The sequence below is a fragment of the Micromonospora sp. CNZ296 genome (assembly GCF_007827635.1).
Genome location: NZ_VISW01000016.1, coordinates 144,215 through 166,492, shown reverse-complemented (window position 1 = coordinate 166,492; position 22,278 = coordinate 144,215). Strand labels below are relative to the sequence as shown.

Here is a 22,278-nt window from a genome sequence, read left to right as displayed (position 1 = left end):
TGACCGGGTAAATCGATGACGCGCACCGCTTCGGCGGGGCGTGGGGCTTGGCTCTGCGGTTACACCGCGTAGACTACCGACCCGTGATTCAGCTTGAGCAAGTGACGAAGACGTACCCGAAGGCGTCCCGGCCTTCGCTCGACAACGTGTCCGTCTCGATCGAGAAGGGCGAGTTCGTCTTCTTCATCGGTCCATCCGGCTCCGGCAAGTCCACCATCATCAAGTTGCTGCTGCACGAGGTCACGCCCAACAAGGGCCGGGTCGTCGTCAACGGCAAGGACGTCACGTCGATGCGTTCCTGGAAGCGACCCCACTTCCGGCGTTCCATCGGCTGCGTCTTCCAGGACTTCCGGTTGCTGCCGAACCGCACCGCGTACGAGAACGTGGCGTTCGCGCTGGAGGTGATCGGTAAGACGAAGGCGGTCGCCCGCCGGGTCGTGCCGGAGGTGCTGGAGCTGGTCGGTCTCGGCGGCAAGGAGCACCGCTACCCGCACGAGCTGTCCGGTGGTGAGCAGCAGCGTGTCGCGGTGGCCCGGGCGTTCGTCAACCGGCCGCTGATCCTGCTGGCCGACGAGCCGACCGGAAACCTGGACCCGGACACCTCGATCGAGATCATGCGCCTGCTGGACCGGATCAACCGCACCGGTACGACCGTCGTGATGGTCACGCACGACTCCAACATCGTGAACCAGATGCGGCGCCGGGTCATCGAGATCGAGAGCGGCCGCATCGTGCGCGACCAGGCCCGGGGCGTCTACGGCTGAGCCGGCCGACGTTCCGTAGACCCTGACGACGAAACCTCACGCCGGAGAGCCGGAGGATATCCCGATGCGGATGAAGTACGTCCTGTCCGAAGTACTGGTCGGGCTGTGGCGCAACGTCACCATGACCATCGCCATGATCATCACAATGGCGGTGTCGCTGTTCATGCTGGGCGGCAGCGGCCTTCTCTACCAGAAGGTCGGCGACATGAAGGACCTCTACTACGAGAACGTCGAGGTCTCGATCTTCCTGAAGACCGATGCCACCAAGGAACAGGTCGACGCGCTGGGCCAGCAGCTCGGCCAGGACCCGCTGGTCAAGGACTCGACGTACGTCAACAAGGAGCAGGCGTACGAGCGCTTCCAGCAGATGTACGCCGACGCCCCGGACCTGGTCAGCGCCGTCAAGCCGGACCAGCTTCCCGAGTCGTACCGGGTGAAGCTGAACGACCCGGAGCAGTACAAGGCGATCTACGACAAGTACAAGGCCACCGAGGGCATCGACACGATCGTCGACCAGAGCAAGCTGCTCGACAAGGTCTTCGGCGTGCTCAGCGGGTTCCAGAACGGCGCCCTCGCGATCGCCACCGTGATGGCCATCGCCGCCCTGCTGCTCGTCGCGAACACCATCCAGGTGGCCGCGTACAGCAAGCGGCGTGAGGTGGCGGTCATGAAGCTCGTCGGCGCGTCGAACTGGTTCATCCAGGCGCCGTTCGTGCTGGAGGCGGTGGTGGCCGGTCTGTTCGGCTCCATCCTGGGCCTGCTCGCGTTGGTCGGGGTGAAGCTGCTGTCGGCCGGCAGTTCGATGGCGGCCCTGGAGGGCCTCATCACCCCGATCTCCTGGTCCGAGATCTTCCTGACCTTCCCGCTGATGGCCGCCGTCGGTGGCGTGGTCAGCGCGGTCACCGCCTGGGTCACGCTCCGCTTCTACCTGCGGGTCTAGTCACCTCGTACGGCTCACCGAGGGCCCTTCCGCGCCGGAATAAACGGCGCGGGAGGGCCCTTGTGGTTCCGGTAGCATGATCTCCGCTCGCCGGCCGGTGGCCGGTGAGTCGATCAGGAAGGGGGTGGCGCCGATGCCACGGGAAAAGGGTCGCAAGGTGGTCGCCTCCAACAAGAAGGCGCGCCACGACTACGCCATCCTCGACACGTACGAGGCGGGCATGGCGCTCACCGGCACCGAGGTCAAGTCGCTGCGGGCCGGGCGGGCGTCGCTCGTGGACGCGTTCGCCCAGGAGCGTGACGGCGAGATCTACCTGCACGCCATGCACATCCCGGAGTACGCCCAGGGCACCTGGACGAATCATGAGCCCCGGCGTACCCGGAAGCTGCTGCTGAACCGGCTGGAGATCGACCGGCTGCTGGGCAAGCTCAAGGAGAGCGGCCTGACGCTGGTGCCGTTGCAGGTCTACTTCTCCGACGGCTGGGCCAAGGTGGAGATCGGCCTGGCGCGGGGTAAGAAGTCGTACGACAAGCGCCAGGACCTCGCCAAGCGGGACGCCGACCGGGAGATCGCCCGGGCGGTGGGCCGGCGCGGCAAGGGCATGGCTGAGTGATACGTCCGGTTCGTCCGGTAGCCCGCGTCGAGCGGGCCTCGGGATGAAACCGGTTGCGCCAGGCGTTAGGCTTGGTGTGCTGCCGACAGGGGCAGCGCTTCGAGGGGGTGACTGGTTTCGACTTCGTACGCAGCGACAGGGGAAGCGAGCCGAGGAAGCCGACGTCGTCTCGAGAATCGGTCGTCGGAAACCAATAAGCGCCAAGAACAATCGCGCTGACTTCGCTCTCGCCGCCTGAGGCGAGTAGCAAGTCTGTCGGCCTGGGAGCGCCTTCGACCCAGTTAGCCGGCATCAGCTAGAAGGCTGGCCAATCGGACCCGGTCGCGGGGTCCGTGCGGCGAGATCAATCAGCGACTGGGCCCGTCACACCAACTTGCTCGCGTGAGCGGTGGGGCCGAGTAGAGGCATAGCGAGCTGCGCTCGGAGAAGCCCTGACAAACCGGCGAAGGACCCGGGTTCGATTCCCGGCACCTCCACCACACGGCCTGTGCGCCCCGGTCCACCCGGACCGGGGCGCACAGTCGTCTCTGGGGTCGCCGTCTCTGGGGCCTGCGGGGCGGCTGGGGCCGGTGATGCCCGAGAGGCAGATGAGGCGGCGCGGACCGCTGGACAGGCCCTCGAACCAGGTCCACCATCGCCATACGGGTTCGCACCCAGCAGCGGGAGGTGTCCCATGGTCACCAGTCCGATCCAGCAGCCGACCGCCGTGCTCCCGAGCGCCGTCGGTGACCTGCGCGCCCTCGGGCGGGCACCGGCCACCGGGCCGCGCTGGCGGGAGCGACTTCTCACCGATCTGGACCCCGTCCGGCGGGGCTTCACCGAACACGTCCGCGTCACCGAGGGAGTGGGTGGGCACTACGCCGACCTGGTGCGCGCCGCGCCACGGCTGGACCGGGGCGTACGCCTGCTGGTCGGCGAGCACGCCGCGATCAGTGCGGCGCTGGCCGCGCTCCAGCACGCCGTACGCCTGCCCGGGGTGTCCGCCGCGGAGGTGCGGGCCCGCACCCGCGACCTGGTGCGCGCGCTCGACCGGCACCGGCGGCACGGCGCCGACCTGCTCTGGGAGGCGTACCAGGCCGACCTCGGCGGCGAGGACTGAGCCGGGGGGAACCGGCCGGGACGGGCAGGCGTCCAACCCGTATGCGTCGCGTGCTCGCCCTGCTCGGGATCCCGTTGCTGGCCCTCTCCGCCTGCGCCACGCCCGGCGCCGATCCGGGGGCGGCCCCGCCCGCCGGCCCGGACCAGCGGACCGCGTTCACCGAGCGGGCCGAGGAGGTGGCGGCGGGCTGGCGGCCCGGGCCGGGCTGGCGCGACGGGTACGTGCCGCTCCAGGACGCCACAGTGCTCACCGGCGACCCGGGCTTCACCGAGGAGACGAAGACGGCGTTCGGCGCCGGCTGGTACCGGGACCAGATCCCGATGCCGGCCGACGTGCCGAAGGACGGCACGATCCGGTTCCCCGACGGCACGCTGCGGGTGCCGCTGGTGAGCGCCGCCGACGCGTACGCCGAACTCCACCAGGGCGACCCGCCGCCCTGCGACGGGCGCCCGGCCGCACCGGACCCGGCACCGACCGGGCGGCCCGGCCCGAACGACCCGGTGTCGACCTCGGCGCCGGGCGCGTGCGTGGCGCTCACCGTGACCGGGGTACGGCTGGGCACCGCACCGGTCTGGACCAGCCGAGGGCGTGCCGAGGTGCCCGCCTGGCTGTTCACAGTGGACGAGCTGGCCGTACCCGTGGCGCGGATCGCTGTCGCACCGCGCGTGACCGGCCGGGCCCCCGGCGGCGCGGTGCCTGCCCGGCCGCTCCCGGCGGGCCTGGTGTCCGCGCAGCAACTGCGGGCGGTCGACGGCGACCGCATCGACTACCTGCTCGGCGTCGGCGCCTGCGACGGCCCGCCCACCCCGCTGGTGCTGGAACGGCCGGACGTCGTGGTGATCGGCGGCGCCGTCGTTACGCCCACCGGCCCCTGCACCGCCCAGCTCGTGATGAAGCCGGTGAGCGTCACGCTCACCGCGCCGCTCGGCGGCCGGGCCGTGCTGGACGCCGCCAGCGGTGCCCCGCTGACCGTCCGGCCCGGCTGAGACTCACAGGATCCGCGGCACGTCGGTGCTGATCGGCACCGGCAGCACCGTCGGCCGGTCCGCGGCGAGCGCGGCGGCGAGCGCCGCACCGAGCCCGTCCGGCGTGGTCACCTCACCGGCGCAGCCGTAGCCGTGCGCCACCGCCGTCACATCCAGCCCGGGCAGGTCCAGCGCGGGCACACCAGGGGTGTGCTTCAGCTCGGCGAACGCCTTGAGGATCGCGTACTGCTGATTCACCGGGACCACGACGGCGAGTGGCAGCCGCAGCCGCGCCGCCGTCCACAACGCCTGGACCGAGTAGTGGAACGAGCCGTCGCCGACCACCGCGACGACCGGGCGGCCACGCCCGGTGTCGCGTTCGGCGAGCGCCATGCCGACCGCCGCCGGCAGCCCGAAGCCGAGGCCACCGCTGGCCATCGTCAGGTACGAGCGGGGCCGCTCGATCGGCAGCCGGCGGCGCAGCGCGGCCAGGTTGGACGGCGACTCCTGCACCAGCACCCCGTCCGCCGGCCACGCGGCGGCGAGCGCGGCGAACAGCGCGTCGGCGCTCGGCGGGTCGGCCGGCTCCGGCAGGGCCGGCTGCGGGCGCGGTGACGGCGCCGCCCGGTCGGTCGGCGGCAGCAGCTCGCACAGCGCGGCCATGGTCAGCCCGGCGTCGCCGAGCAGGCTCTCCCCGACCGGAGCGCGGGCCGCCTCGTCCGGGTCGTCGGTGACGTGCAGCAGCCGCGCGTCACCGGGCAGGTAGTCGCCCGGCACGTGCGGGTAGTAGCGGAACACCGGCGCGCCCACCACCAGCACCACGTCGTGGCCGCGCAGCGCCTCCGACAGCGGCCCGATCGCGTACGGCAGCACGCCCCGGAAGTGCGGGTGGCGCTCCGGGAACACGGCGCGCTCCGGCGCCGGGGCGGCCCAGACCGGGGCGGCCAGGTGTTCGGCCAGCGCGACCGCGTCCGGCCAGGCGTCCGACCGGTCCACCGCCGCGCCGAGCACCAGCGCCGGGGCGCGGGCGGCGGCCAGCGCGCCGGCGAAGCTCCGCAGCCGGTCCGGGTCCGGCGCGATCCGGGTGGCGACGGTACGCACCTGCGGCGGCGGGTCGGCCGGACGGTCCCAGTCGTCCATCGGCAGGGAGAGGAAGACCGGCCCGGCGGGTGGTTGCACCGCCGAGGCGTACGCCCGCATGAAGGCCGCCGGGATGTCCTGCGCGCGGGCCGGCTCGTGGGCCCACTTGACGTACGGCTGGGCCAGCTCGACCGCCCGGGGGCTGGCCAGGCGTGGCTCGATCAGCAGCATCTCGCGGGTCTGCTGGCCGGCGCTGACGATCAGCGGGGTCCGGTTGTGCCAGGCGGTGACCAGGTTGCCCATGCCGTTGCCGGTGCCCGGCGCGGTGTGCAGGTTGACGTGCGCGGGCCGGCCGGTGCCCTGGGCGTAGCCGTCGGCCATCGCGACCGCCGACGCCTCCTGGAGCGCGTGCACGTAGTGGAAGTCGTCCGGGAAGTGCTGGAGGAACGGCTCCTCGGTCGAGCCGGGGTTGCCGAAGACGGTGGTCAGGCCGAGCGCGCGCAGCAGGTCGTAGGTCGCCTCCCGCACCGTCGCCATCGCCGGCTGCCTCCGTTCCGCACGCGGATGCCGGAGCCGGCCCGGTGCCCAGTCTCCCGACCAGCCGAATCTATCGGGCCGAAGGCGACTTTTCGGGCGCTTCCCGCGCTCAGGGCAGCGGGAACGGCAGCTTGATCCCGTCCAGGGCGCTTCCGCACTCGCACTCCCGCTCGGTGGGCAGCGCCGCCACGGCGTCCAGCAGCAGCCCGCGCAGCCGGTCCGTGTTCTCCGCGAAGACGCGGAACACCTCCTCGTGGGTGACCGACTCGCCCGCCTCGACCCCCGCGTCCAGGTCCGTCACCAGCGCGATCGACGTGTAGCAGAGCGCCAGCTCGCGGGCCAGCACCGCCTCCGGGTGGCCGGTCATGTTGACGATCGTGCCGCCCATCGAGGCGAACCAGCGCGACTCCGCCCGGGTCGAGAAGCGCGGACCCTCGACCACGACGACGGTCCCGCCGTCCACCGCCGGCACGCCCCGACCGGCCGCCGTGTCCAGCAGCGTGCGCCGCCCCGCCGGGCAGTACGGGTCGGCGAACGACACGTGCACCGCGCCCCTGTCGTAGTAGGTCTGCGCGCGCCCGCTGGTGCGGTCGATCAACTGATCCGGCACCACGAACGTCCCCGGCCCCAGCTCCGGCCGCAGGCCACCCACCGCACAGGGCGCCAGCACCTGGCGTACGCCGAGCGACCGCAGCGCCCACAGGTTGGCCCGGTACGGGATCAGGTGCGGCGGGTACCGGTGATCGCGCCCGTGCCGGGGCAGGAACGCCACCCGGCGACCGCCCACCTCGGCGACCGTGATCGGGCCCGACGGCTCGCCGTACGGGGTGTCCACCACGTGTTCCACCCCGTCGAGCAGGGCGTAGAGCCCCGACCCGCCGATCACCGCCAGTTCGGCCTGCGCCGCCATCCGGCCCTCCCTCGATCCGTCGTGATCACCCGCCCGTCAGACCTTAACCAGCGGGCCGGACGCAGGCTATGGTGCGTGACATGGCGTTGACAGGGTGGACGGTCGACGGCCTCGGGCCCGTACGGGCGCACGGCTGACGGGTGTCGGACATGCAGAGTGAGGGGCAGGCGATCGGTGGCCGAGCCATGGAGTCGATGACCGGACGACTGCTGGTCGCGACACCAGGGCTCAAGGATCCGAACTTCGACCGTACGGTCGTGCTGCTCGTCGCCCACGAACCCGGCGGCGCCCTCGGGGTGGTGCTGAACCGGGCCACCGAGGTCTCCGTGGCCGACGTGCTCGGCGACTGGAGCGACCTCGCCCGCGACCCGGCCGTGCTGTTCGAGGGCGGCCCGGTGCAGCCCGACTCCGCCATCTGCCTGGCCCGGATGCGGCACCCCGTCCGGCCGGTCAAAGGCTTCCACCGCGTCTCCGGCGCGGTCGGCACCATCGACCTCTCGGTCGACCCGGAGAAGCTGCGCGAGGCCATCGGCGGCATCCGGGTGTTCGCCGGCTACTCCGGCTGGGGTGCCGGGCAGGTGGAGCGCGAGATCGAGGAGGGCTCCTGGTTCGTGTTCGACGCGCTGCCCGGCGACGCCTTCGTCGACCGGCCGGATGATCTCTGGCCGATGGTGCTGCGCAGGCAGGGCGGCATGCTGGCCGCGGTGGCCCACTTCCCGCCGGACGTGGCGCTGAACTGAGCCGGGTGCGGGTGACCCCGCGAGATGACCATGCCGGGCGGCGTGTGTATAGTTCTCTCCGTGCCCGGGCGACCGGGGACGACCGCAAGGGGCCGTGGCGCAGCTGGTAGCGCACCACACTGGCAGTGTGGGGGTCAGGGGTTCGAGTCCCCTCGGCTCCACCCAAGCGAAAAGCCCTGGTGAGAGACAATGCCTCCCACCAGGGCTTTTGTTATTCATCGATCTCTCGGGTCGCAATGTGCCAGACCCGTGCCAGATCAGGCGCTGAGCTTGCCTCGCGCCTCTTCGATCAGGGCGTCCAACGCGGCGGTGATGGCGTGATCGCGGTCACGGGTCGCGTGCTGGTAGATCATCGCTGCCCGGGTGCTCGAATGGCCGATGCGCGCCATCAGTTCTTTGAGCGTCGCGCCGCTCTGTGCTGACCGTGTGCTGCCGGTGTCACCTTCGAAGGCCGCACCACCAGCTAACCGTGCCGGACGGGTGCGGTGCGCGGCCCGCGGAGGCACTGAAGCAGGCGCAGCAGATCGGGCCACGTCTCGACCAATGCGGCGTCCCGGTCCGGGGCTTCGGCGATCCGTAGCACTGCCTCGTTCATCGCGCCGGAGAGCAAGGTGGCAGTTGCCTCGGGCGAGTTGACCTCAAGGTGCCCGGCTGCTGCCAGCGTGGCCACCGCCTCGGCCAGGTGGTGCCCGGAAGCGGCCGCGTCCTGGCTGCGCCACGTGCGCCAACCCATCACCGCGGGCGCGTCGACCAGCAGGATCCGCCGGTGTGTGTCGTCGACACTGGCGGTGAGGAACGCCCGGCAGCCGGCGACCAGGCCGTCCCATGGATCGGCGACCGCTTCGGCAGCGCCGGCGACCGCAGCGGCGACCCGCTGTTGCGCGGCGGCTGCGACGGCTTCGAACAGGTGCTGCTTGTTGCGGTAGTGATGGTAGACCGCACCCCTGGTGACCTGGGCTGCGGCGGCCACCTCCTCCAGGCGGACGGCCGTGTAGCCGCGTTCGGCGAACAGGGCAGTCGCGACGTCCCGGATGCGCCGGCCGGTGATCTCGCTCTGCTCCTTGGTGGCTCGCGCCATGCCGCACTCTTCCTTTACATGCTCCGTGTATGTATATTCCTTTACCTGCACAGTGTATGTAAAGGAGTTCGCCATGACACTCGCCAGCTCGTACCCGGTCCTCATGACGACCGACGTGACCTCGGCTGCGGCCTTCTACCGCGAGCACTTCGGGTTCCAGCCGACCTTCGAGACGGAGTGGTACGTGAGCCTGCGCCGCGACAATTGGGAACTGGCGGTGCTGGACAGCAGCCACGAGACGATCCCGGCGGCCTACCGCGGGCCGGTCGCCAGTGGGATGCTGCTCAACCTGGAGGTGGACGATGTCGACGCCGAGTGGGAGCGCCTGCGGCACCTGGAGGTCGTGCTTCCCGTCCGGACCGAAGAGTTCGGACAGCGGCACTTCATCCTCGCCGGCCCGGACGGTGTCCTGATCGACGTCATCACCAACGTGGAACCTGCGGAGGAGTACGCGGACAGGTTCATCTCCTAGCATCTCGCAGGCAAACGGCGCTCAAACGGCGCTCAAACGGCGCGGCCCGCGAGCACCAGCGCCCAGCACAGCGCGCCGAACCCGGCCGTGCTCGCCAGCGTCCGGACCACGTTCCAGGTGACCCAGGCGGACTCGAAGCGCTCCCGAGCCGCAGCGAGATCGGCGGAACCAGCCGCCGCGAGCGCGTCGTTCAACGGCACGTTCACCGCCACGGTGACGACGAACATCACCAGGTACAGAGCGAGCCCGGCGACGATCCACGGCAGCGCCGGCCGGGCCGCCCCGCGCCACGCCAGCACCGCCGCGAGCGCGGCCAGCACCGGCGTACCCAGGAAGGCCAGCAGGAACCAGCCGTTGACGATGGTGACGTTGATGCGCTGCATCGCGTCGACGAACGTGCGGTCGTCCGTGCCGCGCAGCGCCGGCATCACCGCGTACGCGAATGCGGCGAACAGGCCCGCCATCAGCCCGGCCCCGACTGCGGCGCCGGCCAGCGTCAGTTGTACGAGTCGCATGTCCTCATCGAACCGCCGCGCGGTGAGACGGCCCATGGTCAGGACGCGCGATCCTGTGTTCAATCGTCTCGTGGACGCCGTCTCCGGTCTGCTCGACGGTCCCCGTGCGCGGGGCGCCTTCCTGCTGCGTTCGATCCTCACCCCGCCCTGGTCGATGCTGATCCGGGACGAGGCGCCGCTCACGCTCGTCGCCGTGGTGCGGGGCGACGGCTGTATCGTGCCGGAGGAGGGCGAGGCCGCGCGGCTGACCGAGGGTGACGTGGCGATCGTGCGCGGTCCAGCCCCGTACACGGTGGCGGACGACCCGGCCACGGCGCCGCAGGTGGTCGTGCACCCGGGCCAGCACTGCACCACTCCCGACGGGCGCGAGCTGTTCGCGATGACGCGGTGGGGCGTACGCACCTGGGGCAACGGGCCGGACGGCCGGACCGTGCTGCTCACCGGCACGTACCCGGTGCGGGGCACTGTGGGGCGGCGGCTGCTGGACGCGCTGCCGCCGCTCGCGGTGGTGCGGCGCGAGTCGTGGGACACGCCGCTGGTGCCGCTGCTGGCCGCCGAGATCGTCAAGGACGACCCCGGCCAGGAGGCGGTGCTCGATCGCCTGCTCGACCTGCTGCTCATCGCCGCGCTGCGGGAGTGGTTCGCCCGGCCCGGCGCCGCCGCGCCCGCCTGGTACCGGGCGTACGCCGATCCGGTGGTCGGCCGCGCGCTGCGCATGCTGCACGACGACCCGGCCCGGCCGTGGACGGTGGCGTCGCTCGCCGCGGAGGTGGGGATGTCGCGGGCGGCGCTGGCCCGGCGGTTCACCGCGCTGGCCGGCGAGCCGCCCATGGCGTACCTGACGGGCTGGCGGCTGGCGCTCGCGGCCGATCTGCTCCGCGAGCCCGGCGCCACAGTCGGCGCGGTGGCCCGGCGGGTCGGCTACGGCAGTTCCTTCGCCCTGAGTGCGGCGTTCAAACGCCGGTACGGCGTGAGCCCGCGCCGGCACGTCGACCCGGATAGATTGGCCGGATGACTGTCGACCTGTTCGCCGGCGTCCCGGTCCGGGATCTCGCGGTGGCGACGGACTGGTACGAGCGGCTGTTCGGCGCACCGCCGCAGTTCCGGCCCGACGACAGCGAGGCGGTGTGGGAGCTGGCCGAGCACCGTTACCTCTACGTCGACGTACGGCCCGAGCACGCCGGTCACGCCATGCAGACGGTCTTCGTCGACGACCTCGACTCCCGCGTCGCGGCGATCGCCGCCCGGGGTCTGACGCCGACCGCGCAGGAGACCTACGACAACGGGGTCCGGAAGGTGATCTTCCACGACCCGGACGGCAACGAGATCGGCTTCGGCGGCGGCCCGGCCTGACCGGGCCGCCGCCGGACCTCAGCGCGCCCGGTACGCCTTCGGCAACCGCATCCCGCGTTCGGCCATGAGCTGCCGCACCCGGTTCGGGTAGTCGGTGATGATCCCGTCGACGCCCATGTCCATGAGCGCCGCCACTGTGGGCATGTCGTCGCAGGTCCAGGGGATGACCTTGAGCCCTCGTGCGTGCGCGTCGGCGATCATCCGGCGGTCCGGGTAGAAGCGGAAGTTCGGGTCGGCGATCGTGCCGTTCTGCGGGAACCCGTAGTTCGGCGACAGCGCGGTCACGCCAGGGGTCGCGGCGGCGGCCCGGACGAAGTCGCCACCGAAGTCGTCCACGTCCAGCCCGCCCAGCCACGGCGACGCGCCCGGCTTGCCGACCTGGAGGAAGTCGTAGTTCGTCAGCGCCACGAGCGGCCAGCGCGGCGCGAGCCGGTGCATCTCCCGCAGCGCGCCCCAGTCGAAGGACTGGATGGTGACCTGCCGCTCGATGCCCGAGCGCCGGATCTCCTCGAAGACCCGCCGGACGAACAGCTCACGCGGCGCGGTCTGCTCGGGCGCGCCCGCCTCCACCTTGGTCTCGATGTTGAGCGTGATCCCGTGCGCGCGGTAGCGCTTCACCAGGTCGAGCACGTCGCGCAGCTCGGCCATCCGGACACCGGCGATCTGCTCCTGCTCGGGGAAGCCGGGCAACTGCTGGTAGCCGCAGTCCATGGTCCTGATCTGCGCGAGCGTGAGGTCCTTGATGTACTTCCCGACGTACGGGTAGGCCGGGTCGCCGGGCCGCACCGGGGCGGTGTCGCGGCACTTCTGCGCGCTGACCTGCCGGTCGTGCGTGACTACCACCTTCTCGTCCCGGGTGACCTGGGTGTCCAGCTCCAACGTGGTGACGCCGAGGCGCATCGCCTTGGCGAACCCGGCGAGCGTCTCCTCGGTGGTCATCCCGATGCCGCCGCGGTGGGCCTGAAGGTCGAAGTGGGTCCGCTGCGGCGGTACGCCGGGACGGTCGGCCGGACCTGCGTGGGCGACGCCCGGCACGGCGAGCACCGCGCCGGCGACGAGTGCCGTCACGAGCTGACGGGTGGACATGGAGAAACCTCCGCTACCTCGGTTGTCGTTCGCGCAGCCGAAGCTAGGTGCGGAGTCGGTGCCCGCCGTGGCGTCGAGGTGAGGAGCGGATGAACGGTCGCCGGACGGCTGCCGGTGGGCCGGGCCGCGGTGGTCCGCGGCCCGGCCCACGACGTCAGCGGGGACGCCGTGTCTTCGGCAGGTCGAACTGGTCGGCCCGGCGGCAGTCCTTCGGGCCGCCGATCGCCTTCGGGCCGACCTCGTCGAGGGCCTTACGGGCGCGCTGGCGGCCCAGGTTCCAGGCGTACCAGGGGTCGGGCTCGGCGAGGTCGTCGGCGATCCAGCTCAGCGTGCACCGGCGTACCGGGTCGGGGAGCTTGGCGAGCGCCGGCGTGGCGTCGGCGGACAACGCCCGCAGGTACCAGGCGTCGATCTTGCCGGTCTGCTCGTACCGCAGCGTGTTGCGGCGGGCGACGTAGTCCTCCGGGTTGAGCACGGCCAGGCCGAGCAGCATCGCCACGGCCAGCGCGAGCGTGGTGCCGGGAATCCACCGGCCCCGCCATTTGACGCCGGCCGCGATGATCATCAGGAAGACCGTGCCGAGCAGCATCTCGAACGCCATCACGAAGATCCGCTCGCCGGTGAAGCTGTAGACCTTCTGGTACGTCCACATCCGGGACAGCGCCGACGCCACGATCACCACGCTCAGCGCGCTGATCAGCCCGAGCAGCACGCGCAGCATGATCCGCTCGACCGGCCGCTCCCGGCGTGCCCAGCGGCTCACCCCGCCGAGCACCGCCACGGTCAGCAGCGTGACGAAGAGCAGTTGCCAGAAGCCGCTGCGCGCGTACTCGGCGTAGCTGAGCCCGGCGACCCGCTGCACGTGCTGCTGCCCGCCGAAGAGCGTGGTGAACTGCACCACCACGAACCCGGCGAACAGCAGCGTGAGCGCGCCGATGGCCGGGGCCCACTCCAGCAGGCCGAGACGGCGCTCACCCTCGCGATCCACTGTGGACAGGTCGGGCGGCGCGGCGAGCGTGTAGAGCGCGGCGACAGCGATCAGCCCGCCCACCACTGCGAGGAACACCCAGCCGAACACCGTACCGAGGTTGATCTCGGGGACGAGCGAGCCGAGCGCCTCGGAGAACGCCGCGTCGGCCGACGCGAGCAGGCTGCCGAAGACCACGAGCACCACGACCGTGGCGACCACCGAGACGGTCACCTTGCGTACCGTCGCCTCCTGCGGCGAGGCGGTGATGTGCCGGCGTACCCACGGCAGGCCGCGCAACGCCGCGAACGGCGTCGCCACCAGGCCGAACAGGACCGAGCGCACCAGCCGCCCGCCGATGATCGCGAGGGTGGCGCAGCCGAGCGCGCCGAGCACGCAGAACGTCACGAGCCACCAGGCGTTGCGGAACGCCGGCACGGCGATCAGGGCCAGCGCGGCCGCCGCCCACCCGGCCCGGATGAGCTTGTCGGCGCGCGGCAGCTCCGCGGTCCTCGACCGGACCGCCAGCACCACCGCGAGCGTGAGCGTGAGCCACCCCAGGAACCAGCCGACGCCGACGCGGCCCAGCGGCACGAAGACCGCGCTGCCGACCGCGGCGGCCAGCACCGCGAGCGGCACGGCCCGCCCGGTCGCCGCCTTCGGGCCGGGCCACCGCGCGCCGAGGAACGAGGTCCGCGGCACCTGTGGTCGCGGCGCCCACGTCGGCGCCTGGGGGTGCCCGCTCCACCCCATTCCGGGGTACGGCGGCGCGGGCACCGGCCCACCGCCGTGCGGAGGCGGCGTGCCCGGAGCACGTTGCGCACCCGGCGCGGGCGGCGGCCCGGAGGCCGGCTGCGTGCCCGGCGCTGCCCATGACCCGGAGGCCGGCTGCGTGCCCGCGGGAGCGGCAGGCGTCTGCGAGGCCCCCGCCGGGTCTGAGGTCGCGGAAGTGGCCGTCTGCGGAGCGCCGTCGCCGGGACGCGCGCCGGCCTCACCGGAGCCGGCCGTGGCCGCCCCCGCTGCGTCGGCGCTCGCGACGGACGGCTTCGAGCCGGCCGCCTGGGTAGTGGCCGAAGCCGCGTCCGGTGAGGCAGCGACAGCCTCTCCGCTCGCCGGCCGGTCGGCCGGTGCGGCGGCGGGGGCGGCGCCCTCCACGGGGGAGTGCTCGGCGGCGGGCGCTGTGGCCTGGGCGGGCACCGCCGCCGCAGGCTGGCCGGTCGCCGTCTGCTGGCCGGTCGCCGGGACCAGCGGGACGAACAACGCGTACCCCTGGGTGCCGGGTGGCACGGTGACCGGAATCGCCCAGCCGGGCTGCCCCTCGGCGCCCGGCCAGGGCACGGGAGCGCGCTCCATCGTGGGCAGGACCAGCAGGTACGGCTGTGCGGGGGCGGGGACGTCGCCCGGCGCGGGCCCGGCCGCGGGGGCGGCGCGGGACGGCTCGGGGGACGGGGCCGGCTCGGACAAGGGACGCTCCTCGATCACAGGGTTTCGTCACTGTAGGGCCCATCAGGTGTCCGTCGCCGCCCCGGTTGTCCGTTCGGTCATGCCGCCCCGGCCGATCGGCGCGGATCGAACCTTTGGCGGCTCGCGGCCGTACCAGTGCGCGGGAGGTCGATCACATGGCCGCACGTCGCGCGCTCGCCGCGCTCGCCGCCGTCGCCGCGACGGTGCCGCTGACCGCCGCGCCGGCCGCGGCGCACGGTGCGCCGACCAGCCCGCTGAGCCGGGCCGCCGCGTGCGGGCCCGAGGGTGGCCGGGCGCAGACGCCCGCCTGCCGGGCCGCGGTCGCCGCCGGAGCGGCGGTACGCGAGTGGGACAACATCCGGGTGGCGCGGATCGACGGGCGGGACCGGGAACGCATCCCGGACGGGGAGCTGTGCAGCGGCGGGCTGTCCGCGTACCGGGGACTGGACCTGGCGCGCGCCGACTGGCCAGCCACCACGCTCACGGCCGGGGCCCGGCACACGTTCCGCTACCGCACCACCATTCCGCACCGGGGCACGTTCCGGTACTACGTCACCACCGGCTCGTACTCGCCTCGGCGCTCGCTGACCTGGGCGGATCTGGAGGAGAAGCCGTTCCTTCAGGTCACCGACCCGCCGATCCGCGCGGGCGCGTACGAGATGCGGGGGCGGCTGCCGGCCGACCGTAGCGGCCGGCACATCGTCTATGTGATCTGGCAGAACTCGGACACCCAGGACACGTACTACTCCTGCTCGGACGTGATCTTCCGGGCGGCACGCGGTGCGTCGGACGCGTCACCGGCAGCGCCGAAGGCGAGCGCGTCGCCTCCGCGTACCCTCGCCGTTCCGGCGGCCGACGACGAGCCGGCGGTGCCGGTCGCGACGGTGACCGACGGCGGACCGCTGTCCCGGCCGCTCCTGGTCGGCGCGGCGGCGCTCGTCGTCGCGCTGCTCGCGGCGGCGGTGGTCGGACTGCGACGGACCGGCGGGCCGCCGCCCGGGCGGCCGTGCGGTGTCCGCAACCACCGCGCCGGGCGGCGCCGCATCTGGTGATTCAGCCGAGCAGGCGCTCGATCTCGGCCAGGTCGTCCCCGGCGAGGTCGAGGTTGTTCAACGCGGCCACGTTGCCCTCCAGCTGCCCGACGCTGCTCGCGCCGATGATGAGGCTGGTCATGCGCGGGTCGCGCAGCGCCCACGCCAGGGCGAGCTGGGCCAGGGTCTGCCCGCGCCGCTGCGCCACCGCGGCGAGCCCCCGGACCGTCGCCATCGTCTCCTCGTCGAGGTCGCTCTCGTTCAGGAAGACGCTCGTGCGCACCCGGGAGTCGGCCGGGATGCCCTTCAGGTAACGGTCGGTGAGCAGGCCCTGGGCGAGCGGGCTGTAGGCGATGCAGCCGGCGCCGACGCGCTCCAGCGTGTCCAGCAGGCCGTCGCTCTCCGTCCAGCGGTTCATCATCGAGTACGACGGCTGGTTGATCAGCAGCGGCGTGCCCAGGTCGTGGAGGATCGCCGCGGCCCGCTCGGTCTGCTCCGAGTCGTAGTTGGAGATGCCGACGTAGAGCGCCTTGCCGGAGCGCACGATCGCGTCGAGCGCGCCCATCGTCTCCTCCAGCGGAGTCTCCGGGTCGAACCGGTGCGAGTAGAAGACGTCGACGTAGTCCAGCCCGAGGCGGCGCAGCGACTGGTCCAGCGACGAGATCAGGTACTTGCGCGAACCCCACTCGCCGTACGGGCCGGGCCACATCAGATAACCGGCCTTGCTGGAGATCACCAGCTCGTCCCGGTACGGCTTCAGGTCGGTGGCGAGCAGCCGGCCGAAGTTCTCCTCCGCCGAACCGGGCGGCGGGCCGTAGTTGTTCGCCAGGTCGAAGTGGGTGATGCCGAGGTCGAAGGCGCGGCGGACGATGTCGCGCTGCCGCTCGAAGGGGCGGTCCGGTCCGAAGTTGTGCCACAGGCCGAGGGAGATGACAGGCAGCTTCAGCCCGCTCCGGCCGGTGCGCCGGTAGATCATCTCGTGGTAACGGTCGTCGCTGGCGAGGTAGGTCACCAGGCCATTCTGTCCGGACCGGAGTGCGCACGCAGCAGCCCGGGTACGTTCGGCCTCATGCGTTACGTGCGGCTCGACACCCCCAAGCCCATCTCCAAGATCGGCCTCGGCACCTGGCAGTTCGGCTCCAAGGAGTGGGGCTACGGCCCCGAGTACGAGCGCCGCGCCGCCGAGATCGTCCGGCGGGCGCTCGACCTTGGCGTCACCCTGTTCGACACCGCCGAGCTGTACGGCTTCGGCCGCAGCGAGCGCATCCTCGGCGCGGCCCTGGGCGACGACCGGGCCAAGGTCGTGGTCGCCACCAAGATCTTCCCGTTGCTGCCGGTCGCCCCGGTGGTGCAGCAGCGCGCTGTCGCCTCCGCCGCCCGGCTCGGCGTCGACGGCATCGACCTCTACCAGGTGCACCAGGCCAACCCGGTGGTCGCCGACACCACCACCATGCGCGGCATGCGCTCCCTGCAGGACGTCGGGCTGGTCGGCGAGGTCGGCGTCAGCAACTACGGCCTGCGCCGGTGGCGGTTCGCTGAGGCTGCGCTGGGCCGCCGGGTGCTGAGCAACCAGGTCCGCTACAGCATGATCGACCGCGGCCCCGAGGAAGACCTCATCCCGTACGCGGAGCAGGCCGGCCGGATCGTCATCGCGTACTCGCCGCTGGCGCAGGGTTTCCTCTCCGGCCGCTACGACGCCACGAACCCGCCCGCCGGGGCGGTACGCCGGGCCAACCCGTACTTCCTGCCGGAGAACCTGGAACGCGGCACCGCGCTGATCGCCACGCTGCGCGAGGTCGCCGACGCGCACGACGCCACGCCGAGCCAGATCGCGCTCGCGTACGTGCTGCGGCACCCGAACGTGGTGGCCATCCCGGGTGCCTCCGGGGTCGAGCAGATGGAACGCAACGCCGCCGCCGCCGAGATCGACCTCGCCGACGACGAGTACGCCGCACTGGTCGCCGCCGCACACGCGTTCCGCCCGGTCACCGGGCTGGCCGCCGTACCCCGGATGGTCCGCGCCCGCCTGGGCGGGTGAGCCGGCCGGAATCTCCCCGGCACGGGGGAGCCGGACCGGTACGACGGGGCGGACAATGACCGGGTGACGGTCCGGGGGGTGTTCGCGCCGCTGGTGCGCGCCAGCACCTGGCGCCGCGCCGTGTTCCTGCTCCTCGGTGGCGTGCTCGCCCTGCCGTACGCCTTGCTGGCGGTGGTCTTCGCGCAGATGCTGGGGAACGCGACAGCGCCCCGCCCGCTCGTGCTCGGCCTGCTGCTGGTGGCCGCCGGGCTCGCCGTGGTGCCGGTGTTCCTGGCCGGCAGCCGGGCGCTGGAGATCGCCGCCGCCCGGGCGCTGCTCGCCGTCGACCTGCCGGAGCCCGCGCCCGGGCACCGGATCGACCGGGAGACCCGGCTGCGCGCCGCACTCTGGATCGCCCTGCACCTGGGCACCGGCGCGGTGGTGTGGTTCGCCGCGATCAGCGCGTTCCCGATGGCGCTGGTTTTCGTCGCCGGCCTGGCCGGGATGGACACCGGCGCCGTGGCGGACCAGCGGTTCGGCCCCGTCGACCCGGCGCACCCGGTCCATGCCGGGCTGGCCGGCCTGGCCGTGCTGGCCGGACTCGGCTACGCCGTGGCCGGCCTGGGCGCGCTCGCCGCCTCGATGGCGCCGGTGCTGCTCGGCCCGGCCCAGGCCGAGCGGATCGCCGCGCTGGAGGCCCACGCGGTACGGCTGGCCGAACGCAACCGGCTGGCCCGGGAACTGCACGACTCGGTCGGCCACGCCCTGACCGTGGCGACCCTCCAGGCCGGCGCCGCGCGGGAACTGCTCGACACCGACCCCGAGTTCAGCCGGCGGGCCCTGACGGCCATCGAGGAGACCAGCCGCCGTGCCATGGACGACCTGGACCACGTCCTCGGGTTGCTCCGCGAGGCCGGCGCCGCGACGGCACCCGCGCCGCAGTCCACGCTCGCCGGACTCGACCGGCTGGTCGCCGCGGCCCGCGCCGCCGGGCTGGACGTCGAGTCCCGCGTCGACGGGGCGCTCGACGCGCTGCCCGCCGTGGTGTCCCGCGAGGGCTACCGCATCGTCCAGGAAGGGCTGACGAACGCCGCCCGGCACGGCCGTGGACCGGTCGCGCTGCGAGTCGCCGTACCCCCGGAAGGGCTGGCGATCGAGCTCGTCAACAGCGTGCGTGGCGCCGCCGGGCCGGCCCGCGGCGGGCGCGGGCTCGACGGCATGCGGGAGCGGGTGCTGCTGCTGGGCGGCCGGCTGGACGCCGGCCCCGACGGGGATCGCTGGCGCGTCCGGGCCACCCTGCCGGTGCCGAGAGGGGAGGTCCGGTGACCATCGACGTGCTGATCGTCGACGACGACGAACTGATCCGGGTCGGCCTGCGGGCGATCGTGGACGCCCAGCCGGACCTGCGTGTCGTCGGCGAGGCGGCGGACGGGGCCCAGGTGCCGCCGCTGGTCGCGAAGCTGCGACCGCGGGTGGTGCTGATGGACGTGCGGATGCCGGCCATCGACGGCATCCAGGCCACCCGCCGGTTGCTCGCCGCCTCCGCCGACCCGCCCCGGGTCCTGGTGGTCACCACGTTCGCCAACGACGAGTACGTCTACGAGGCGCTGCGCGCCGGGGCAGCCGGTTTCCTCCTCAAACGGGCCCGCCCGGCCGAGGTGGTGCAGGCGATCCGGGTGGTGGCGGCCGGGGATTCGCTGCTGTTTCCGGCCGCCATCCGGCAGCTCGTCGACACGTACGGGCGGCGCGACGGCGACCGGCTTCGCGCCGCGCGCCTGACCGAGCGCGAGGCCGAGGTGCTGCGGCTGATGGCCGCCGGCCTGTCCAATCCGGAGATCGCCGCCCGGCTGGTCGTCGGCGTCGAGACGGTGAAGACGCACGTCGGGAACGTGCTGGCCAAGCTCGGGGTCCGGGACCGGACCCAGGCGGTGGTCGCCGCCTACGAGTCGGGCTTCGTGATCCCGGCCGGCTGATCGGTCCCTCCCGTGGGGGAGCGGGTCCACCCCGTGGCGGGATGGAACGCGCGCCCGGCCGGTCCAGGCTGAGGGCATGACGACGACCATCACCTCCGCACCTCCCCGGGACACCCGCACCCGGCTGGACCCGGCCGCCCCGCTCGCCGCCGCCTGGCTCGGCGGCTGGGGCGTGCTCGCCCTGCTGTCGGCGCTCACCGGCGCCGGCTACCCGTTCGGCACGGACGACCCGCACGGCGGGGACGCCGCCGGCCTGCTCCAGTTGCTGCCGGACGCCGTCGGCCCGCCGCTGTTCGCGGCGGTGCTGCTGACCGGCGCCGTCGCCGCCCTGGCCATGACCGGCCCGGCCCGGCTGCAGTCCCGCCCGGTGCGTCTGCTGATCACCGGGTACGCCTCGACCGTCGCCCTCGCGTTGGCGGTGGTGGTGCCCGGGATGCGGGTGCTCGCCCTGCTCGGCTACGCGCCGATGCTGATCATCGGGGCGCCGTTCGGCTGGCCCTCGGCGGACTACGCCGACGTCTTCACCTGGCCGCTGTTCGCCCGGCTGGCTGCCCTGGCCGGGGGGATGCTGCTGGCCGGCGCGCTGCTGCGCTGGCGTCGCCGGATCGCCGACGGGTCCGCTCCGGGCTGGACCGCGCCCGCTGCGGCCGCCCGGTGGGGCCGGTGGGCGACGTGGACGGCGGCCGTCGTCCCGGTGCTCTACGCGTTCACCCGGTTCGCCTGGCTGGCCGGCGTCCCGCTGGGAATGTCCCAGGAGACGCTCGCCGAGATGCGGGCCGACGGTGCGATCTGGGCCGGCGCGGGGCTGGGCGCGTTCGCCGTGGTCGGCGCGGTGCTCACGCTCGGACTGGTGGCCCGCTGGGGAGAGCGGTTCCCGCGCTGGATGCCCGGGCTGGCGGGCCGGCGGGTACCGGTGCTTCTCGCGGTGATCCCGGCCGGGCTGGTCGCGCTCGCCGTGCTGGCGGCCAGCCTCGACCTGCTCGCCGCGCCGCAGTTCGCCGAGCTGATCAGGGAGGGCAACGCCGCCGCCCTGCCGATGGTGCTGTGGCCGGTCTGGGCGGTCACGCTGGCCGGTGCCGCGTACGCCTACCACCTGCGACGCCGCGCCTGAGACGCCGCCCGGAGGATCGGTCCCGGCACGGGCGGGACCGACCCCCGGGCGGTACGCGAATTCTGAGCTAGCGTGGATCGGGTGACCGCTCCCAACCAGGTTTCCCCGGTCCCGCCTGCCGACCTGCCGAGCACGCTCGGCGAGTTGCGCGCTACCGGCCACCGCTACCGCACGGTCAAACAGGAACTCCGAGACAACCTCCTCGCCCGGATGGGCTCCGGCGAGGACCGCTTCCCCGGCATCGTGGGCTACGAGGACACGGTGCTGCCCGAGGTCGAGCGCGCGCTGCTCGCCGGGCACGACATGGTGCTGCTCGGCGAGCGCGGGCAGGGCAAGACCCGGCTGATCCGTTCGCTCGGCGCGCTGCTGGACGAGTGGACCCCGGTGATCCCCGGCTCGGTACTCAACGAGCACCCGATGCACCCGCTCACCCCGGCGTCCCAGGCGCTCGTCGACTCGGCCGGCGACGACCTGGCGATCGGGTGGCTGCACCGCTCGATGCGGTACGGCGAGAAGCTCGCCACGCCGGACACCAGCGTCGGTGACCTGATCGGCGACGTCGACCCGATCCGCCTCGCCCAGGGGCGCACGCTCGGTGACCCGGAGACCATCCACTTCGGGCTCGTACCGCGTACCAACCGGGGCGTCTTCGCCGTCAACGAGCTGCCCGACCTGGCCGAACGCATCCAGGTGGCGCTGCTCAACGTGCTGGAGGAACGCGACATCCAGGTCCGTGGCTACCAGCTACGGCTGCCGCTGGACCTGCTGCTGGTGGCCAGCGCCAACCCGGAGGACTACACCAACCGGGGCCGGATCATCACGCCGCTGAAGGACCGGTTCGGCGCGGAGATCCGTACCCACTATCCGCTCGACCTGGACCTGGAGCTGGCGCTGATCCGGCAGGAGGCCGACCTGGTCGCCGTCGTGCCGGAGCACGTGCTGGAGGTGCTGGCCCGGTTCGCCCGCGACGTGAGGGAGTCGCCGTCGGTCGACCCGCGCTCCGGTGTGTCCGCCCGGTTCGCCATCGCCGCCGCGGAGACGGTGGCCGCCGCCGCGTTGCGTCGTTCGGGTCTGCTGGCCGGTGCTTCTGCCGGCGCTGGTGCCTCGGGTGGGGCGGCCGGGCCGGCGTCCCGGCCGGAGGCGCCTGTGGCCCGGATCGGGGACACCGTGTCGGTGACCTCCACCCTGCGCGGCAAGGTCGAGTTCGAAAGCGGCGAGGAGGGGCGCGAGATCGAGGTGCTCGCGCACCTGCTGCGTACCGCCACCGCCGAGACGTTCCGCGCCCGGCTCGCCGGGCTGGACCTGTCCGGCTTCACCGCGATCGTCGCCGAGGGCGGCGCCGTCGAGACCGGCGAACTGGTCTCCTCGTCCGAGCTGCTACGCCAGGTCGGCACCGTGCCGGGGCTGGCCAAGGTGCTCGACCGGCTCGGGCTCGGCGACGCGCCCAGCCCGGAGGAGGCGGCCGCCGGCATCGAGTTCGTGCTGGAAGGGCTGCACCTGACCCGCCGGCTCGGCAAGGACGTCACCGACTCCGGGCGCACCGTCTACGGGGACCGGGACTGA

General features: G+C 73.0%; 23 protein-coding genes, 1 tRNA gene and 1 other RNA gene. 17 read left to right on the top strand and 8 right to left on the bottom strand.

Annotation, left to right across the window (positions count from 1 at the left end; translation table 11 throughout):
- Positions 1-83: 83 nt before the first annotated feature.
- The 6 genes from ftsE (at position 84) to FB455_RS25140 (ending at position 4,402) form a co-directional block, all read left to right on the top strand.
- Positions 84-764, top strand: a complete 681-nt coding sequence (gene ftsE / locus FB455_RS25165; RefSeq protein WP_013284225.1) for a cell division ATP-binding protein FtsE — start codon at positions 84-86, stop codon at positions 762-764.
- Positions 765-828: 64 nt separating this feature from the next.
- Complete coding sequence (gene ftsX / locus FB455_RS25160; protein WP_013284226.1) at positions 829-1,704, top strand: permease-like cell division protein FtsX; 876 nt, start codon at positions 829-831, stop codon at positions 1,702-1,704.
- A 133-nt stretch (positions 1,705-1,837) separates the two neighbouring features.
- A complete protein-coding gene (gene smpB, locus FB455_RS25155) occupies positions 1,838-2,317 on the top strand; it encodes an SsrA-binding protein SmpB (protein WP_013284227.1) in 480 nt (159 codons plus the stop codon).
- A gap of 103 nt (positions 2,318-2,420) precedes the next feature.
- Positions 2,421-2,796, top strand: a transfer-messenger RNA (tmRNA) gene (ssrA, locus tag FB455_RS25150).
- A gap of 194 nt (positions 2,797-2,990) precedes the next feature.
- A complete protein-coding gene (locus FB455_RS25145) occupies positions 2,991-3,416 on the top strand; it encodes a hypothetical protein (RefSeq protein ID WP_013284228.1) in 426 nt (141 codons plus the stop codon).
- Positions 3,417-3,457: 41 nt separating this feature from the next.
- Positions 3,458-4,402: a hypothetical protein gene (locus tag FB455_RS25140; RefSeq protein ID WP_145755088.1), complete on the top strand. Its 945-nt coding sequence runs from the start codon at positions 3,458-3,460 to the stop codon at positions 4,400-4,402.
- A gap of 3 nt (positions 4,403-4,405) precedes the next feature.
- Here FB455_RS25140 and mdlC read toward each other — a convergent pair whose 3' ends face one another.
- Together mdlC and FB455_RS25130 are read right to left on the bottom strand one after the other, a co-directional pair.
- A complete protein-coding gene (gene mdlC / locus FB455_RS25135) occupies positions 4,406-5,998 on the bottom strand; it encodes a benzoylformate decarboxylase (RefSeq protein ID WP_145755087.1) in 1,593 nt (530 codons plus the stop codon).
- A gap of 109 nt (positions 5,999-6,107) precedes the next feature.
- Positions 6,108-6,908 carry an S-methyl-5'-thioadenosine phosphorylase gene (locus FB455_RS25130; RefSeq protein WP_013284231.1) on the bottom strand — a complete coding sequence of 267 codons (801 nt, stop codon included), beginning with the start codon at positions 6,906-6,908 and terminating at the stop codon, positions 6,108-6,110.
- A 149-nt stretch (positions 6,909-7,057) separates the two neighbouring features.
- Here FB455_RS25130 and FB455_RS25125 point away from each other — a divergent pair, with 149 nt between their 5' ends.
- On the top strand, positions 7,058-7,648 hold the full coding sequence (locus FB455_RS25125; protein ID WP_013284232.1) for a YqgE/AlgH family protein: 591 nt from the start codon (positions 7,058-7,060) through the stop codon (positions 7,646-7,648).
- A gap of 88 nt (positions 7,649-7,736) precedes the next feature.
- Positions 7,737-7,809, top strand: a tRNA-Ala gene (locus tag FB455_RS25120).
- Between the two features lie 96 nt (positions 7,810-7,905).
- Here FB455_RS25120 and FB455_RS25115 read toward each other — a convergent pair.
- Complete coding sequence (locus tag FB455_RS25115; RefSeq protein ID WP_145755086.1) at positions 7,906-8,037, bottom strand: integrase; 132 nt, start codon at positions 8,035-8,037, stop codon at positions 7,906-7,908.
- A 74-nt stretch (positions 8,038-8,111) separates the two neighbouring features.
- Entirely contained in the window at positions 8,112-8,726 is a 615-nt protein-coding gene (locus FB455_RS25110) for a TetR family transcriptional regulator (protein ID WP_091329948.1), read from the bottom strand.
- Positions 8,727-8,799: 73 nt separating this feature from the next.
- Between FB455_RS25110 and FB455_RS25105 the strand changes: the two genes are divergently transcribed.
- Complete coding sequence (locus FB455_RS25105) at positions 8,800-9,198, top strand: VOC family protein (protein WP_013284234.1); 399 nt, start codon at positions 8,800-8,802, stop codon at positions 9,196-9,198.
- 32 nt (positions 9,199-9,230) lie between these two features.
- On the opposite strand, the gene FB455_RS25100 is transcribed toward FB455_RS25105, so the two are convergent.
- Positions 9,231-9,713, bottom strand: coding sequence for an anthrone oxygenase family protein (locus FB455_RS25100; protein WP_145755085.1), 483 nt, complete (start codon positions 9,711-9,713; stop codon positions 9,231-9,233).
- A 70-nt stretch (positions 9,714-9,783) separates the two neighbouring features.
- On the opposite strand from FB455_RS25100, the gene FB455_RS25095 reads away from it, so the two are divergent.
- Both FB455_RS25095 and FB455_RS25090 read left to right on the top strand, forming a co-directional pair.
- Entirely contained in the window at positions 9,784-10,728 is a 945-nt protein-coding gene (locus FB455_RS25095; protein WP_145755084.1) for an AraC family transcriptional regulator, read from the top strand.
- Positions 10,725-11,066, top strand: coding sequence for a VOC family protein (locus FB455_RS25090; RefSeq protein WP_047893724.1), 342 nt, complete (start codon positions 10,725-10,727; stop codon positions 11,064-11,066). Before FB455_RS25095 ends, FB455_RS25090 begins: the two co-directional genes overlap by 4 nt.
- A gap of 18 nt (positions 11,067-11,084) precedes the next feature.
- Here the strand turns inward: FB455_RS25090 and FB455_RS25085 are convergent, their stop codons facing one another.
- Positions 11,085-12,152 (bottom strand): glycerophosphodiester phosphodiesterase family protein, encoded by a 1,068-nt coding sequence (locus FB455_RS25085; RefSeq protein WP_047893723.1) that lies wholly within the window; start codon positions 12,150-12,152, stop codon positions 11,085-11,087.
- 154 nt (positions 12,153-12,306) lie between these two features.
- Positions 12,307-14,583: a DUF4153 domain-containing protein gene (locus tag FB455_RS25080; protein ID WP_145755083.1), complete on the bottom strand. Its 2,277-nt coding sequence runs from the start codon at positions 14,581-14,583 to the stop codon at positions 12,307-12,309.
- Between the two features lie 155 nt (positions 14,584-14,738).
- Between FB455_RS25080 and FB455_RS25075 the strand changes: the two genes are divergently transcribed.
- Entirely contained in the window at positions 14,739-15,635 is an 897-nt protein-coding gene (locus FB455_RS25075; protein WP_047894555.1) for a lytic polysaccharide monooxygenase auxiliary activity family 9 protein, read from the top strand.
- 1 nt (position 15,636) lies between these two features.
- Here FB455_RS25075 and mgrA read toward each other — a convergent pair whose 3' ends face one another.
- Entirely contained in the window at positions 15,637-16,626 is a 990-nt protein-coding gene (gene mgrA, locus FB455_RS25070; protein ID WP_145755082.1) for an L-glyceraldehyde 3-phosphate reductase, read from the bottom strand.
- Between the two features lie 57 nt (positions 16,627-16,683).
- Between mgrA and FB455_RS25065 the strand changes: the two genes are divergently transcribed.
- The 5 genes from FB455_RS25065 to FB455_RS25045 all read left to right on the top strand — a co-directional run bounded on the left by FB455_RS25065 (position 16,684) and on the right by FB455_RS25045 (position 22,278).
- Complete coding sequence (locus FB455_RS25065) at positions 16,684-17,652, top strand: aldo/keto reductase (protein WP_013284242.1); 969 nt, start codon at positions 16,684-16,686, stop codon at positions 17,650-17,652.
- 63 nt (positions 17,653-17,715) lie between these two features.
- Positions 17,716-18,957 (top strand): sensor histidine kinase, encoded by a 1,242-nt coding sequence (locus tag FB455_RS25060; RefSeq protein ID WP_145755081.1) that lies wholly within the window; start codon positions 17,716-17,718, stop codon positions 18,955-18,957.
- Positions 18,954-19,604, top strand: coding sequence for a response regulator (locus tag FB455_RS25055; RefSeq protein ID WP_013284244.1), 651 nt, complete (start codon positions 18,954-18,956; stop codon positions 19,602-19,604). Before FB455_RS25060 ends, FB455_RS25055 begins: the two co-directional genes overlap by 4 nt.
- A gap of 76 nt (positions 19,605-19,680) precedes the next feature.
- Complete coding sequence (locus FB455_RS25050; RefSeq protein ID WP_145755080.1) at positions 19,681-20,715, top strand: hypothetical protein; 1,035 nt, start codon at positions 19,681-19,683, stop codon at positions 20,713-20,715.
- Positions 20,716-20,787: 72 nt separating this feature from the next.
- Positions 20,788-22,278, top strand: coding sequence for a magnesium chelatase ATPase subunit I (locus FB455_RS25045; protein WP_145755079.1), 1,491 nt, complete (start codon positions 20,788-20,790; stop codon positions 22,276-22,278).